The 16,947-nt window shown below is 41.1% G+C and carries 12 protein-coding genes and 1 pseudogene; 6 read left to right on the top strand and 7 right to left on the bottom strand.

Features of this window, described 5'->3' with window-relative positions; translation table 11 throughout:
* From uca to J500_RS04850, 4 genes and pseudogenes are all read left to right on the top strand, one after another.
* Window positions 1–3,606, top strand: coding sequence for an urea carboxylase (gene uca / locus J500_RS04865; protein WP_004996333.1), 3,606 nt, complete (start codon window positions 1–3; stop codon window positions 3,604–3,606).
* 432 nt (window positions 3,607–4,038) lie between these two features.
* Window positions 4,039–4,476 carry a CopG family ribbon-helix-helix protein gene (locus tag J500_RS04860; protein WP_171063815.1) on the top strand — a complete coding sequence of 146 codons (438 nt, stop codon included), beginning with the start codon at window positions 4,039–4,041 and terminating at the stop codon, window positions 4,474–4,476.
* A gap of 10 nt (window positions 4,477–4,486) precedes the next feature.
* Window positions 4,487–6,268: an allophanate hydrolase gene (gene atzF, locus J500_RS04855; protein ID WP_034698537.1), complete on the top strand. Its 1,782-nt coding sequence runs from the start codon at window positions 4,487–4,489 to the stop codon at window positions 6,266–6,268.
* A 24-nt stretch (window positions 6,269–6,292) separates the two neighbouring features.
* A pseudogene (locus J500_RS04850) lies at window positions 6,293–7,326 on the top strand (ABC transporter substrate-binding protein).
* Between the two features lie 138 nt (window positions 7,327–7,464).
* Here J500_RS04850 and J500_RS04845 read toward each other — a convergent pair.
* The 7 genes from J500_RS04845 to J500_RS04815 all read right to left on the bottom strand — a co-directional run bounded on the left by J500_RS04845 (window position 7,465) and on the right by J500_RS04815 (window position 14,323).
* On the bottom strand, window positions 7,465–7,794 hold the full coding sequence (locus J500_RS04845) for an SMR family transporter (RefSeq protein ID WP_004996340.1): 330 nt from the start codon (window positions 7,792–7,794) through the stop codon (window positions 7,465–7,467).
* A gap of 12 nt (window positions 7,795–7,806) precedes the next feature.
* On the bottom strand, window positions 7,807–8,694 hold the full coding sequence (locus J500_RS04840; RefSeq protein WP_004996341.1) for a hypothetical protein: 888 nt from the start codon (window positions 8,692–8,694) through the stop codon (window positions 7,807–7,809).
* Window positions 8,691–9,707, bottom strand: a complete 1,017-nt coding sequence (locus J500_RS04835; protein ID WP_004996342.1) for an isopenicillin N synthase family dioxygenase — start codon at window positions 9,705–9,707, stop codon at window positions 8,691–8,693. Before J500_RS04835 ends, J500_RS04840 begins: the two co-directional genes overlap by 4 nt.
* A gap of 57 nt (window positions 9,708–9,764) precedes the next feature.
* Complete coding sequence (locus J500_RS04830) at window positions 9,765–10,649, bottom strand: ABC transporter ATP-binding protein (RefSeq protein ID WP_034698651.1); 885 nt, start codon at window positions 10,647–10,649, stop codon at window positions 9,765–9,767.
* On the bottom strand, window positions 10,649–11,587 hold the full coding sequence (locus J500_RS04825) for an ABC transporter permease (protein ID WP_004996344.1): 939 nt from the start codon (window positions 11,585–11,587) through the stop codon (window positions 10,649–10,651). The genes J500_RS04830 and J500_RS04825 overlap by 1 nt, the downstream gene beginning before the upstream one ends.
* A gap of 294 nt (window positions 11,588–11,881) precedes the next feature.
* Window positions 11,882–13,204, bottom strand: a complete 1,323-nt coding sequence (locus J500_RS04820; protein WP_004990563.1) for a hemolysin family protein — start codon at window positions 13,202–13,204, stop codon at window positions 11,882–11,884.
* 129 nt (window positions 13,205–13,333) lie between these two features.
* A complete protein-coding gene (locus tag J500_RS04815; RefSeq protein ID WP_004990560.1) occupies window positions 13,334–14,323 on the bottom strand; it encodes a LysR family transcriptional regulator in 990 nt (329 codons plus the stop codon).
* 605 nt (window positions 14,324–14,928) lie between these two features.
* Here J500_RS04815 and J500_RS04810 point away from each other — a divergent pair.
* Both J500_RS04810 and J500_RS04805 read left to right on the top strand, forming a co-directional pair.
* Entirely contained in the window at window positions 14,929–16,527 is a 1,599-nt protein-coding gene (locus tag J500_RS04810) for an isocitrate lyase (RefSeq protein WP_004990558.1), read from the top strand.
* Window positions 16,528–16,643: 116 nt separating this feature from the next.
* The coding region (locus tag J500_RS04805; RefSeq protein WP_034698237.1) for a transposase at window positions 16,644–16,947 on the top strand (304 nt) is incomplete at its 3' end.

Below are 16,947 nucleotides of genomic sequence, written 5' to 3'. Positions count from 1 at the left end.
ATGTTTAATAAAGTCCTGATTGCCAATCGTGGTGCAATTGCCTGTCGCGTGATTCGTAGCTTAAAAAAATTGGGTATTCAATCTGTTGCAGTCTATTCCGAAGCGGATCGAGACTCCTTACATGTGACTTTGGCGGATGAAGCGGTCTGTATTGGCCCTGCACCAGCCAGTCAAAGCTATTTAAATATCGAAAAAATACTGGAAGTCGCGCAGGCGACAGGCGCACAAGCGATCCATCCGGGTTATGGGTTTTTATCGGAAAATGCCCAATTTTGTGATTTGTGTGAGCAAAAGGGCATCGCTTTTATTGGGCCAACCTCACAGCAAATGCGTGAATTTGGTCTGAAACATACCGCGCGTGAACTGGCCATACAGAGCAATGTACCTCTATTGCCGGGTAGTCAGCTTTTGGCTGATGAAGCTGAAGCATTGAGTGAAGCTGCGCGCATCAGTTATCCCGTGATGCTGAAAAGTACCGCAGGGGGAGGCGGCATCGGCATGCGTCTGGTGTGGAACGAGGCAGAACTTAAAGATGCTTACACGACTGTGTCTTATCTGGCACAGGCCAACTTCAAAGATGCAGGATTGTATCTGGAAAAATTTGTAGAAAATGCACGGCATATTGAGGTTCAAATTTTTGGAGATGGAAAAGGGCAAGTTTTGGCATTGGGAGAGCGTGATTGCTCAGTTCAGCGCCGCAATCAAAAAGTCATTGAGGAAACGCCTGCACCGCATTTAAGTGACGAACAGCGTCAATACATTCAGAGCGTTGCCATTCAACTCATGCAATCGATTCAATATCGTTCGGCTGGAACAGTTGAGTTTGTCATGGATACTGACACCCAAGAATTTTATTTTTTGGAAGTCAATACTCGGTTACAGGTTGAACATGGCGTGACTGAACAGGTCTATGGCGTCGATCTGGTTGAATGGATGGTGATGCTGGCCGGTGGGGACTGGACTGCACCTCAACACGCTTTGCAATCGACAGGTCATTCGATACAAGTTCGTTTATATGCAGAAGATCCAATCAAAAACTTTCAACCAAGTGCGGGTTTACTCACCTCAGTCGGATTTGATCCTACTTCCCGAGTAGAAACTTGGGTTGAAACAGGTTCAAATGTATCGTCGTTTTATGACCCGATGATTGCCAAAATTATTGTGATCGCAGCGGATCGTGAGCAGGCCATTACGGCGATGCAAAGCAGTCTGGTGCATACTGAAGTAGCTGGCATTGAAACCAATTTAGAGTATTTACAAAATATTATTGCCAGTGAGGTATTTAAAGCAGGTACGCAAACCACACGCTTTTTAAATACGTTTAGCTGGAACACGCAAAAAATAGAAGTTTTACAAGCTGGTATTCAAACTGCCATACAGGATGTGACTGGACGTTTGGGCTATTGGGATGTAGGTGTACCGCCATCAGGTGCGATTGATCCTTTAAGTTTAAATGTAGCCAATCAATTATTGAATAATCCATTCAATACCGCAGGTTTGGAATGTACCTTGCAAGGGCCTACGCTCAAATTTCATTGTGATAGTCAGATTGCTATTACAGGTGGTGACATGGCGGTCACTCTGGATGGTCAACCGATTGCGATGTGGCAAACTGTTCTGGTAAAAAAGGGTCAGATTCTCAAATGTGGCAAAATTAATACAGGTTGTCGGAGTTACATCGGCGTTAAAGGTGGTTTTACTGTACCAGAATATCTGGGCAGTCAGGCAACTTTTACGCTTGGTCAGTTTGGTGGTCATGCAGGACGTAACTTATTGATTGGTGATATGTTACCCATCCATGCGTTTAGCTCAGATCAATCATCTGCATTGACCATTGAGCAGATTCCAGCGTTTCAATCCAGTTGGGAAATTGCAGTGATGTATGGGCCACATGGCGCACCAGATTTCTTTACCTGCAAAGATATTGATACTTTTTTTCAGCATGAGTTTGAAATTCACTATAACTCAAGTCGGACAGGGATTCGTCTGATTGGCCCTCAGCCAGAATGGGCACGTGAAGATGGTGGTGAGGCAGGTTTGCATCCATCCAATATTCACGACAACGCCTATGCCATTGGAGCGATCGACTTTACTGGTGACATGCCAATTATTTTGGGTCCGGATGGTCCAAGTCTGGGTGGTTTTGTTTGTCCAGCCGTCGTGATCCATTCTGAACTATGGAAATTAGGCCAACTCAGAGCAGGAGATAAAGTCAAGTTTGTCCCTGTGAGTTATGCGCAGGCGCAAAGACTGAATCAAACTTATGAATCGATGCTTAAAGCAACAGATATCACAAAAATCAATTATCAGGCTGATTTTTCAGCAGAAGTCGAAACACTGAAGGATGCGGTGTTGGCGTGTTTGGCAGGAGATGAAACACGACCAGCAGTCACTTATCGACCAGCAGGCAATCATTATTTATTGGTTGAATATGGCGATTTAGTCCTTGATTTAAATTTGCGTTTCCGTATTCATGCCTTAATGCAATGGGTCAAAGATCAAAATATTCAAGGCATCATTGATCTCACTCCAGGGATTCGTTCTTTGCAAATACATTTTGATTCTGCGGTTTTAGATCAACTGGTATTGTTACACCAATTACAGCAAGCAGAAACACAACTTCCTGACATTGAAAATATGCAAGTGCCGTCACGTACCGTGTATTTACCTTTGGCATGGGAGGATTCACAAACTCAATTAGCTACTGAAAAGTATACCCAATTGGTCCGTCCTGATGCGCCGTGGTGTCCAGATAATATCGAGTTTATTCGACGCATTAATGGTCTGGAGTCCAAGCAAGCGGTTAAAGATGTGGTGTATGACGCCCACTATCTGGTGATGGGACTGGGGGATGTCTATCTGGGGGCGCCTGTCGCGACGCCGCTTGATCCGAGACAACGTCTGGTGACTACCAAATATAACCCCGCACGGACATGGACGCCTGAAAATGCAGTCGGGATCGGTGGAGCTTATATGTGTGTCTATGGCATGGAAGGGCCAGGAGGCTATCAGTTTGTCGGACGTACCACGCAAATGTGGAGTCGCTATCGTCAAAATGCCAATTTTGAACAAGGAAAGCCGTGGCTGCTGCGTTTTTTTGATCAGATTCGCTTTTACGAAGTTTCCGAAACTGAATTGATGCAAATGCGTGAAGACTTTAAAGCAGGTCGTTTGCAATTGCGCATTGAAGAGGGTGTACTGAATTTAAAGGAATACAATGCATTTTTGACAGAACATGCAAGTAGTATTCAGGAATTTAAATCAGTCCAACAAGCGAACTTTGAAGCGGAACGTCGTCGTTGGCATGAAGCAGGACTGGCAGAATATGTGTCTGAAAGTCTGGAAAGTGTTGATGATGGCGATGCTGTTACTATTCCTGAAGGCGGCTGTGTGGTGGAATCACATATGCCAGGTTCGATCTGGAAAATTGAATGTGAAATGGGAGAGGTGGTTGAGGAGGGGGCAACACTTGCAGTCATTGAAGCCATGAAAATTGAGATTCCCATTTTGGCACCAGAACGCATGAAAGTGGAGTCAATTATTATTGAAAAGGGTCAAACGGTAAAAACAGGTCAGGCTTTATTTACTTTAGCACCTGTAGTCTAAATTCATTGTTTTACTTTTGCCTTGATTCGAAATCAGGGCTTTTTTTTGCCCAATTTTCAAGCATTTTTATTTTACAGCCTTTGCTTTGCACCATGATATGACTTTTATAACACAGTAAATCGGTGGCCTAAATTTTGCTGAAAAGCACCTTCTTTAGGATCAAAGATAAATTTATTAACTATTTGAATTTTATATTTAATTTTGTTGATAAAAACAATCCTCAGTTAAGTTTTAAATTGGCATAGTTCATGCATTATTTTAGTAATACAAAATACTAATTTGGTAATACTAAAAGGAGTCATATCATGTCAGTAAAACATTCAGTTGTAAAAGTACGACCTGCATGGAAAATCTTTTTAGTTGAGCTATTAAGCGTTCGAGCGGGTTTTTACATTACTCAGAAACCAGAAGTTCATTCGAACAAAAGAGGCCATCTTGACTAAACCAAAATTAACCCGAATCAGTATTACCGTTCCTGAAAATACAGTCGAAGCATTGGATCAAAAGATCGTAGAAGAGCACTATGAAAGTCGCTCACAAGCGATCGTCGATATGATTAATCGGCACCTGATTCATCAATATACCACTGAAAACTCGGTGATGGTCGGTACTTTAACCCTGCTATATCGTCGCGATGCAGGCAATATTCGGGTCCAGCTCAGTGATTTACAACAACAATTTTTAGAGCAAGTGATTAGTTCACTACATATTCAATTAGATGATCAGAAAATTCTGGAAGTGATTTTGTTACAGGGAAAGAGCAACGCCCTGAAACAGATCAGTCAGCAGTTTATTGCCTTAAAAGGGGTGATCAAGGGGCATCTGGAACTGATGGATGCGGTCATGCCGCCTTTACAGCAGAACGAATAGGAGATAAAACGTGCCACAACTATCGACCCTACAAGATTGGCAAAGTGCTTATGCACAAGGGCAATTTAAACTTGATGATTTATATGATTATGTCGGGTCGATCAGCAATGATGATTACGCATGGATCGAAATCGCCTCACAACAGCAACTTGAAGTACAAATCGAATTACTCCTCAATCAAGATCCAGCGCAATTCCCTTTGTACGGTATCCCTTTTGCTGTAAAGGATAATATTGATGTTGAGGGCTTTCATACCACGGCAGCCTGTAAAGAAGCCGCTTATCTGGCCCATTCAGATGCAACAGTCGTGGCTAAGTTGAAAGCAGCAGGCGCGATTGTGATTGGAAAGACCAATCTTGATCAGTTTGCGACGGGTCTGGTCGGTATACGTTCACCTTATGGCGCGGTTAAAAATAGTTTTAATCCTGAGTATATCAGTGGTGGTTCAAGTTCTGGATCATCGGTAGTAGTTGCCAAAGGGATTGTTCCATTTTCTTTAGGAACAGACACCGCAGGTTCTGGTCGAGTCCCTGCTGGACATAACAATATTGTTGGGCTTAAACCCACCAAAGGCTGGTTTTCAACTACAGGTTTGATTCCTGCTTGTCGTACACTGGATGTCATTTCAATTTTTGCACTCACGGTAGATGATGCATGGACAATTGCCCAGACCATGCAGGGCTTTGATGAAGCCGATGCTTATACACGGTGCCATCCTGAAAATGTACCCGTTGCATTTTCACTGGGGAAAATTGCAATTCCTGCACAGCTTGAGTTTTATGGTGATGAACTAAGCCGTGAGGCTTTTGACATCGCGATTGAACGCATCAAGGCTTTGGGTTATCAAGTTGAAAGCATTGATTTTACTGTTTTCAATCAATTGGCAACTGCCTTGTATCACCGTTCATGGGTGGCAGAACGCACCGTGGCAGTAGAACAGAAAATAAAACGCGATCAAGCACATCCAGTGATCCAAAAGATCATTGCACAGGCAGATCAGTTCTCTGCAACAGACGTCATGCAGGATGAATATGATCGAGCTGAGATGGCACGATATATTCAGCAAACTTTAGCCAATTTTGATGCACTCATGGTGCCGACAGCCCCTACGATTTATACCATCTCGGATGTTGAAGCCGATCCGATCTTGAAAAATAGTCACATGGGGGCGTATACCAATTTTGTTAATTTTGCTGATCTGAGTGCGTTGGCATTGCCCAATGTCATTCGTACGGATGGCTTGCCTTCAGGAATCACCTTGATTGCAAGCGCTTGGCATGATCAGGCTTTAGCGCGTTTTGGGCAAATCTGGCAGCAACAGAACCATCTAAAGTTGGGTACTACAGATCGTTGCTATCAAGCTGACTCACAAATTGAATCCTCAAATTCGGTGAAATTGGCTGTGGTCGGTGCGCATTTAACAGGGATGCCACTCAATTTTCAGCTTACGACACGTGACGCTGTATTACTCACAAAAACTCAAACGGCACATCATTACAAACTGTTTGCACTCAGTCATACCACGCCTCCAAAGCCAGGGTTGCAATATTGCGAACAAGGACAGTCCATTGAGGTTGAAGTCTGGGAAGTCCCCATGGCCTTATTTGGAAAAATTGTGGCAGAAGTTCCTGCACCGCTTGGAATTGGCAATGTACAACTGGCTGATGGAACTTGGGTCAAAGGCTTTATCTGTGAGGGCTATGCGCTTGCTTCTGCAAAAGACATTAGTCACTTAGGTGGATGGCGAGCTTATATTCAATCACTTCAAAATCATTCTACATCAACGTGTTAAGCTTATTTTCAAAGGGGATAGATCATGATTCGTATACTAAGCTCTCTTTCTTTTTCTGTCATGCTGGCTTTGGCTTTAACAGGCTGTGACAACACGGCAAAAGTACCACAGGCACAAAGCGAAAATGACAAAACTACGACTACTTCAACAGCGCCTACTTTAACGATTGGCTATAGTGACTGGCCTGGGTTTGTGGCATGGCAAGTTGCCATTGAAAAAGGCTGGCTGAAAGAAGCAGGCCTTAATGTTGAATTTAAGTGGTTTGATTATTCTGCCTCTCTTTCCGCATTTGCGGCCAATCAGTTAGATGCGGTGCTCGTCACCAATGGCGATAACTTGGTGACCGCTTCAGGCGGTACCAAAGGCATCATGATTATGGCAACAGATTATTCTGCGGGTAATGATGTGATTATTGCTAAATCTGGCATCAACAGCATTCAGGATTTAAAAGGTAAATCAGTTGCCACTGAAAAAGGTCTGGTGGATCACCTGTTATTATCGACGGCCTTAACTGATGCAAAAGTCCCACTCACCGATATTAAATTGGTCAATTCTGTGACCAATGAATTGCCACAAGTCTTTGCCAGCCCTGATATTTCTGCAATTGCCGTCTGGCAACCTGTTGCCAATCAGGCCTTGAAATCAGTCGCGGGCTCTAAAGTGATTTATACTTCCAAAGATAAGCCTGGTCTGATTTACGATACGCTTTCGGTCAATATGACCCATTTGTCTACGCATAAAGAACAATGGAAAAAAATGATTCAGGTCTGGGACAAAACCGTGAAATACATCAATGATCCAGCCACACATGCCGATGCAGTGAAAATCATGGCAAATCGTGTTGGCGTCGATCCAGCACAATATGAGCAATTTGTCGGGGGAACACATTTACTGGATATTGAAGCCAATAAAAAAGTATTTATCAAAGGACAGGGCTTCGATTCCATTATGGTTCAACCTACCATGTCAATAAATTTAACGTGACTAATGGCGTGTATAAAACTGAAATGGATGCCGATGGGTTGATTTATCCTGATCTATTACAAAGTCTGAAATAATATAAAAGACGCTTCGGATATTGAGGCGCCTTTTAAATTTTTAAATCGTTTGTTTTATAAGACTTCTTTCATCAGTCCGATTTATTTCTCCCTAATGGGAGAAAAATAAAGAGGGTATAAACCAATGATGAAAGAAGCCTATAGTTCGGTACTTTTAGAAAAGACATTAATAATGATAATACCGCCAATGACCATACTCAAACCGATAAAAGCAGCCAAATCCAGATGTTGTTTGAATATCACCCAGCCAATCGTTGAAATTAAAACGATTCCTGCACCAGACCAGATGGCATAAGCAATCCCGACTGGAATAAATTTTAAGGTTGAAGATAAAAAATATAATGCAATGCAATAGCCTACAACGGTCACCAATGCAGGCAAAGGAAAAGTAAATCCTTGAGATGATTTTAATGCAGAGGTCGCAATGACCTCAGCCACAATCGCAATACATAAATATAAATACGGCAAAAGCGTCTCCTATTATTTGATGATCGTGGCATTTTTTAGCAAATGAGTGCTTTCTTGTTGCAACCATTGTTGCGCACATGCGGTGGTTGTAGTCTGTCGATCAAACTGAAAATCAGGGTGATAGATGTCGAGGGAAAAATACAATCGATAGTTTTCACCCTCAATCTCTGTTATTTGCGTAATATTACCAACAGAATCGATCTCGAAATTATCGAGTTGCAACACTTTATTCACCAAATGACTTTGAGTAGAAAACTGGATGGTTGGTCCATTCAGTGCAATAGACACTCGGTAGCTCTCAACAAATGAAGCCCTTGTTTTTTTATTTTCAATTGCGTCATTTAAATCTGAGATATTTTCAAGCTGTTTTTGTATTAGTGGTAAACGTGATTGTGCATAAGCCAAATGTTCACCTGCAATAATAAGACCGCCGTCCATTGCAAATTTCTGCTGTGTTGCAATATGTTCTGCCTGTAATAGTCTTAAACCACAGAATAGACCCGAGCTGGATTGTTGTCGCCAATCTTCAACATAGGCGCCTGAAGGTGCAAATTCTAAAATACAATTCCCTATTGGAAATAGCTTAGCGGGTTCAGGCCATTGAATACGTGGTTGATAGCTTTCGTGAATGTTCCATGACAGTAATTCATTTTTATCATCCCAGATGGTGTCTCCAACCCAGCCTTGCCGTTCACTTACAGGCGTTTGAGTCGGGTCACTCAAGCGTAGATCGATACTAAAAGATTTGGATTGAAACCAATAAACAATGGTTTTTTCATCACTTAGACCATTATAAAAACTAATATTTTTACGCCTAAAACTACCCATCAAATAACGGGGAAGTGGCATATTTTCAATAGGAGTGACAGGACATTTTTTTAACAGTTCATACAGATTCATGCATCAGTCTCCGTTTCATTCATGCCAAAAGAATAAAGCGGACGGGCATTGCTCAATACCAAATCACCTTGTTCAATGCGGTTTTTTAAGTATTGGAATGTTTGCGCAGTTTGATTAAATAAATGTTCTCCTCCTTTTAAGGGCGCATATTTAGGTTGATCGGTTTCGACCACGGGCTGAATCACGTAATCGTAATCACATGAAAAAAATAAAGGAAAAGAATAGCGTTCTTCTTTCACTTTTTTAACCCGATGTTTGGTTGCGAAGTAACGACCATTGGAGAGTATCTCCATCATGTCGCCAATATTCATAATTAAAGTATTTTCAATTAATGGAATATCCATCCATTCGGCGTCTTTATTGAGTACCTGTAAGCCCTCTGCGGTCGGAAAAAGTAAAGTAAAACATTCATAATCAGTATGGGCGCCAATTCCAGCACTATCTGATGCATCAGGATTATAAGGATAATGAATGAGACGTAATTGACTCGGCGCGTGTTTTAAATGGGCATCAAAATAATCTTCTTCAAGATTGAGTGCCAAAGCAAATGCATGGAAAAGTTGATGTCCAATATCCTTGATATGTTGATAGTAGTTCTGAACATGGGTTTTAAACTGTAGGTCGTTGGGCCATTGATTTGGGCCAACCAGTGGTCTCAGTTCGGTGAAGCCTGAATAATCATAATTGACGTCATAGGCTTCTTTAAGGTCATAGGTATTAGCTTTGAATTGTTCTTCGCCAATGGGTACATAGCCACTATGATTCTGGGAATTTCCAATGTAATTTTGCATCTTTATATTTTCATCTTGTGCAAAATAAGCTTGTGCGGTATTTACCAGTTGTTGAAATAATTCTGGTTTAAGTTGCGTTCCATGAATGTATAAAAAACCGACGTCTTTACAGGCTTGATCGAGCGCTTTGGCTACTTCCAAACGGTCTGGAGCTTTGTGACTTGTTAATTTTGAAATATCAACCATAGGTAAAACGTAACTTTCGTTCATGATCATCACCATTGGCTGGTCGTCCAGCACGTATTATTCCACCTTGGGTCGTCCCAAAGAGTGTAAAAATTATTTGTGTTGACTGACTTGAGTCATACGAGGAATCTCAGGTAAATGTTGCAGGGCAGGATCAACTTGTTCCTCTTCCTGTGCATGGACCAATTCATCTACATGGGCACGTAATTGCCTAAACTCTGATGTGTTCATGAGCTCGGGTGTGCGCGGACGGGGTAAACGCACCTCGATGATTTCTTTGACTTCACCTGGGTTGGCTTTCAATACCACAATTCGATCTGCCAATAAAATCGCTTCATCCATATCATGGGTGACAAATAAAATCGTAATATCAATGTTTTGCCATAAATCCATTAAATGACGTTGCATTTTCTGGCGTGTATATGGGTCAAGTGCTCCAAAAGGTTCATCCATTAACAGTATTTTAGGTTCATTGACTAAGGCACGAGCAATCGCAACACGTTGTTTCATTCCACCAGAAAGTTGATGTGGACATTGATTTTCATATTTTTCCAGACCAATAATATTGATCCACTCCCGTGCTACAGATTCTGCCGCAGCCTGACTTGCACCACGCATCAAAGGTCCGAACATGACATTTTCTTTTACGGTTTTCCATGGAAATAAGGTATATCCCTGAAATACCATCCCACGTTCAGGGCAAGGACCATCGACACGCTCACCATCGACCAATACCTCACCACTACTATAATCATCTAGTCCTGCAACAATACGGCTCAAGGTTGATTTACCACAGCCAGAAGGTCCAATCACACAGACAAATTCACGTTTATGAATCTTTAAATTAATATGATCAAGCACCGTTCTTGTCATTTTTCCATGTTGGAAGTTTTGACAAAGATCTTGAGTCTCCAGAATCACAGGACGTTGATACAAGTCTTGAAAATAACGATCCGCATCGAAGCTTTCAGTTGTCATCATGCTCTTGCTCCTGTTTTCCATTTAAATAAATGTTGGCCCATTTTCATTAAAATGACATCGGTTAATAAACCAATCACCCCAATGATCAAAATTGCTGCATACACATTGTCAAAGTTTTGATAGCGCGCTTGTTGAGTAATAAACCATGTAATGCCAGAGGTTGTACCGATTAATTCTGAGACAATCAAATAGGTCCATGCCCAACCCAGTAACACTCTTAAATCACGATAAATATCGGGCAAAGCAGCTGGAATCACCACATGCATCAGGCTTTTAAATTTGTTAGTGCCTAAGGTATAGCCCGCTTCGATCAAACCACGATCGACCATGCGAGTGGTATTGGCAATAATCAGAATTTGTTGAAATAAAGTACCAATCACGATAATCGCGATTTTGGGTGCGTCATTTATACCTAAAATAGCAACGACCAATGCACCAAATGCAGGCGCAGGCAAATACCGAAAAAACTCCACAAAAGGTTCAGTCAGTCTGGAAATAGACGGTGAGAAACCGCACAAAATACCAAGCGGAATACCAATCAACGAGGAGATAAAAAAAGCGGTAAACACGATTTTAATACTGTGCCACAAACTTTGATGCAACCATGGACTATCAGGCTGGGTAGGGGGCGTGGTAAAAGAGGTCACTAAGGCTTTGGCAACTTCATGTGGTGCAGGCAGATAGATGGGATTGACCAGTTTACCTTGAGGCGGTTGTTGATGCTGATTAACGGCATTTTGAGCCTCCTGATAAAAAAACTGTTTATCTACCAGACTCCCGACTTGTAAATAGGGAACACTTCCTGAGTCAGTGATTTGGACTTGGGGATGCCAGATAAAAGGCAAATAGTTGACACAGCACCAGATCAGGATGGGGAGAATAAATGAGCTCAAACCCAAGAATAATTTTTTTCTTTTGGAAAGTGGTGCATTCATATCATTTTGCCTTAGTATTACAAAAAACAAAAAAAGTAATACTTATGTTTAAGCAATATAAATGCCAAATCTTGAAATAAGAATCTAATTGAGAGGGTGTGATGTTTATGTATTTGTTTTTAAGTGATTAATTGAAAATATAGCTGATATATCAAGTTGTTTTATCTGATTAAGCCATTCAAAAAATAAGCAGGGCGATGAGATCCTGCTAAATTTTAGCGCAAAGAATATACGATGCACTTTGTTAAAGCGAAAAAGTGATTCAGTTCAAAACGCCCATTTGCTTCGAGATCATCAATTTTCAATTAAACTTTGATCTTCCAGTTTTTCCAAAATTCGGGTGACCAGTAATTGGTCAATTTTGTAATGATCGACATCGACAACTTCAAATTTGAAACCACTAAACTCGACACTATCGGCAGGGCGCGGAATTTTACGCAGTTGATACATCATAAAACCTGCCAGCGTTTCATAGTTTTCTTCATCTGGCATTTCATCAATTTCGAGTGCATGTTTCAGGTCTTCAATTGGTGTACTGCCATCAATCAGCCATGAATTATTATCACGTTTAATGATCTGCTGATCTGCTTCAATCGGGGTAACCCAATCGCCCATCACCGTAATCATAATATCGCTTAAAGTAATCACCCCGACGACTAAGGCATATTCATTAATGACCACTGCAAATTTTTCTTTGGTCGAACGAAATCTGTCTAAAACCTCAGAAAGCGTTAGCGTATCTGGAATAGTCAATACAGTACGGATGGTATTTTCTTTGAGCTGAATCAAGGACTGGCTATTGAGAATACGCACCAAAATATCTTTAGCATCGACATACCCAATCACCTGATCAATATTATCATTACACACCAAAAACTTGGAATAAGGATATTCTGCCAGTTTTTGACGAATACTTTCATCGGACTCATCAAGCGCAAAATACACGATATTTTCACGTGTCGTCATACTTGAAGGAACGGTGCGCTCTTCAAGTTCAAATACATTTTCGATAAAATGATGCTCTTGTTTTTGCAAGACACCCGCTTGAGCACCTGCTTCCATCACCGCAGAAATATCATCAAAGGTAATATTATCATCACGCGTGGTATTCACTTTAAATAAACGAAATAGCAAATTGGCAATCGCATTGATAAACCATGCTAAAGGTTTACAAATTTTGATAAATACCTGAATCGGATTGATGACTGAGACTGCAATTTTTTCGGGTGCAATCATCGCCAGACGTTTTGGCATCAGATCGGCAAATAAAATAAATAGGGAAGTGACAAAGGTAAAGGAAAGTACAAATCCAATCGTTTCTGTCCACGGCCCATCATAGAAACGATCGACCAGATGGACGAAAAATGGACGAAAAGCAGCTTCTCCCAAAATACCGCCAAGAATAGCGACGGCGTTGAGACCGATTTGAGAAGCTGCAAAGAAATCAGCCGATTGATGCTGAAGATCAAGGACTTTTTGCGCGCGTTCATCGCCCGATTCCGCAAGAATTTTTAATTTTACTTTACGAGCCCCCGCCAGCGCGATTTCAGTTAAAGATAAAAAACCCGCCGCGATAATCAGTATGGCAATGATAACGACGTTTTGAAAGAGGCTCACAGTTCACCTGTAGTCATTCGTTATTATGAGAAAGTTTTAACACAACAAGAAAAAGCGAGGTAGTCGAAACTACCTCCGTACGAAATTAAGTATAAGCTTGAAAATAGAAGAAATTAACAAAAATTTATTTTAATAATGCGAAAACTGCGAATTATTTGTTAAAAACTCACGATTTTCTTCTTCAATCATCTGACGCGCCACAAATAAAATCAATTGGCGCAACCAGCGATGCGCAGGATGATGATGCAATAGAGGGCACCATGCCATCTTAAGTTCAAACTCAGGAATATAAAATGGAGGGTCTTTGATGAGTAATTTTGGATTATTGGCTTGTAGGCGCGCCATACGAGTAGGTAAGGTAGCAACTAAATCTACATTTTGAGCCAATAAAGCTGGCATTTGATAATGTCGGGTAAACACTGAAATTTTGCGTTTTTGTCCAATTCGTTCTAACGCCTGATCAATCCAGCCTAGACCTGCCTGTTTATCAGGATTAATCCCAAAGCCAACGCCCATGCCTGTTTTAGAAACCCAGATATGTTGTGCATCCAAATAATTTTTGAGGTTGAGGTGCTGTGCTGCTGGATGTTTATCATTGAGTAAACAGCTGAAGCTATCTCGCCAAACTAAGACCTGATGGAAACTTTGCGGAATTTCATTAAATCGATTAATCGCAAGATCAACTTTACCCTGTTCCATATCGCGATAAGACACATCGCTTGGGGTTAGAAAATCCAAAACAACATTGGGTGCTTCTGAACGCAGGGCTTTGACCAGACGAGGAACCAGTGTTGCCTCGGCATAATCGGAAGTCATAATCCGAAACACACGATTACTAGTATAAGGACGAAATTCGGTACGAGGCTCCAAAATCATAGAGAGATCAGAAAGCGCATCGCGAATACGTGGTTGTAGTTCAAGCGCACGTTCGGTTGGAGTCATGCCTTCTGAGGAGCGGATCAAGAGGGGATCATTAAATAAATTGCGAAGTCTACGCAAAATATTACTCATCGCGGGTTGGGTAACGCCCAATTGTTCGGCTGCACGAGTGACATTTTTTTCGCGAAGAAGCACGTCAAGATAAATTAATAGATTAAGATCTACCCGCTCCAGATTCATAAAAAAAATACCGAAAATAAAATTATGAAATTGCGAATGATTATGCCATAGATGAAACTATTTGTGTAAAAAAACGCTGCAAAAAACAGCACCTCATCTCGCTCAGCCTAAACAATAGTGAGGCTTTAAAAAATTCAAGCAAGAGATGAAAAACATTGCATGGGCTTTTCATTCAAATTAGAAAATCTGAATGAATATCTGATTTTCATTCTTTAGCTTTCGACTGTAACAAGCCTGATTGACCTTCACATTGGCAAATTTTTACTATTTTTTACATTTATCGATGCTTCAATGAGTAGCAAGATCTCAGACGAAGACATTAAAAAACGCTTAAATTATTTAGTTTAAACAGTTTTATGAATCTTTGATTTTTATTTATTCTAATAAAATCAAAATCTTAATATTTTTAAATATAATTATAATACGACTTTAATCTATATATTTTTTTAAAAAATACTGAAGATTAATGGAGGATATTGGATTAATTTTTTAGCTCAGACTAAGCTGTGAGCATATTGATGAAGTGACTGAATTATAGTCGAGTCAAATAAACATGACTGTTCAGCATGACATCTTTTCGATGAAATCCTAAAAAGGAATATATCATGACATATCAATCAGCTCTTGAGCACGTACGTGCCGTAAAAAATAAATTAGGTGGCACTTGGGATGCGATTCGTCCTGAAGACGCTGCTCGCATGATCGTTCAAAACCGTTTCCATACTGGTTTGGACATCGCTAAATATACAGCTGCTATCATGCGTAAAGATATGGCTGAATATGATGCTGACAACAGCAGCTATACTCAATCTTTGGGTTGCTGGCATGGTTTCATCGCGCAACAAAAAATGATTGCGAACAAAAAATATTTCGGTACAACCAACAAACGTTATATCTACCTTTCTGGTTGGATGGTTGCTGCACTTCGTTCTGAATTTGGTCCACTTCCTGACCAATCTATGCACGAAAAAACTGCTGTGCCTAAGTTGATCGCAGAAATCTATACATTCTTGCGTCAAGCGGATGCAAAAGAACTCAACGATTTGTTCCGTGCTTTACAAAAAGCTGAAGCGGCTGGTGATTCTGCAAAAGTGAAAGAAATCGAAGCGTCTATCGACAACTTCGAAACTCACGTTGTGCCAATCATTGCCGACATCGATGCTGGTTTTGGTAACGAAGAAGCAACTTATTTGTTGACTAAACAAATGATCGAAGCGGGTGCTTGTGCAATCCAAATCGAAAACCAAGTTTCTGATGCGAAACAATGTGGTCACCAAGCTGGTAAAGTCACTGTTCCACATGAAGACTTCCTTGCGAAAATCAATGCTGTACGTTATGCATTCCTTGAGCTTGGTGTTGACGAAGGTGTAATCGTTGCACGTACTGACTCTGAAGGCGCAGACTTGACTCAAAAGATCCCTGTATCTAAAGAGAAAGGTGACTTGGCTTCTCAATACATCAGCTACTTAGACACTCAAGAAATTGATATCGCTGATGCTCAAGAAGACGAAATCCTGATCAAACGTGATGGTAAATTACACCGCCCAACTCGTTTAGCTTCTGGCTTGTATCAGTTCCGTGAAGGCACTCAACATGACCGCGTTGTACTTGACTGTGTAACGAGCTTACAAAACGGTGCAGACATGATCTGGATCGAAACACCAACTCCAGACGTTGCTGGTATTGCTGGTTTCGTAAATGACATCAAAAAACAAGTTCCAAATGCAAAACTTGTTTATAACAACTCTCCGTCATTCAACTGGACGTTAAACTTCCGTCAACAATCTTATGATCGTTGGGTTGCTGAAGGTAAAGATGTTTCTGGTTATGACCGTGCGAAGTTGATGAGCGCTGAGTACGATAACTCTGAATTAGCTGCTGATGCTGACGAAAAAATCCGTACTTTCCAAGCTGATGCTGCACGTGAAGCGGGTGTGTTCCATCACTTGATCACTCTACCGACTTACCACACTGCTGCTCTTTCTACACATGAGCTTGCGAAAGGTTACTTCGGTGAAGAAGGTATGTTGGCTTATGTTGCTGGCGTACAACGTAAAGAAATCCGCGGTGGTATCGCATGTGTTAAACACCAAGCAATGGCTGGTTCTGACATCGGTGATGACCATAAAGAAATCTTTGCTGGCGAACAAGCGCTTAAAGCGGGTGATGCTAGCAAAAACACCATGAACCAATTCGCTCACTAAGTCGAATGGTTTAAAAAAACCCTGCATTAGCAGGGTTTTTTTATGATATGAGAAATGAACTAAATTATTAAAAAATAAGGGGCTGTACTAGATTAGCGTTGTTTTAATCTATGAAAATGAAGCTAACCAATTGTAAATTCAGCAAGAAAATACAACTTAAACTACTCGAGTTTTTTGTGCTTGAAGTGACAGCCAGATCAGCAGCAGATTTACTAGGGATTCACCCTAATTCTGCTGCTCTCTTTTATACCAAAACTCGTAAGATAATCGCCTATCATTTAGGGCTGGAAGCCCTCGAAGTGTTTGATGGTGAAATTGAACTGGATGAAAGTTATTTCGGTGGCACACGCAAGGGAAAACGGGGAAGAGGTGCTGCTGGAAAAGTGATTGTGTTTGGTTTGCTTAAACGAAATGGAAAGG

Origin of the sequence: Acinetobacter sp. 479375 (assembly GCF_000581715.1) — a bacterium.
Classification (GTDB): Bacteria; Pseudomonadota; Gammaproteobacteria; order Pseudomonadales; family Moraxellaceae; genus Acinetobacter; species Acinetobacter ursingii.
The sequence above is the reverse complement of the archived record's forward strand: the minus strand, read 5'-3'. Positions and strand labels throughout refer to the sequence as shown.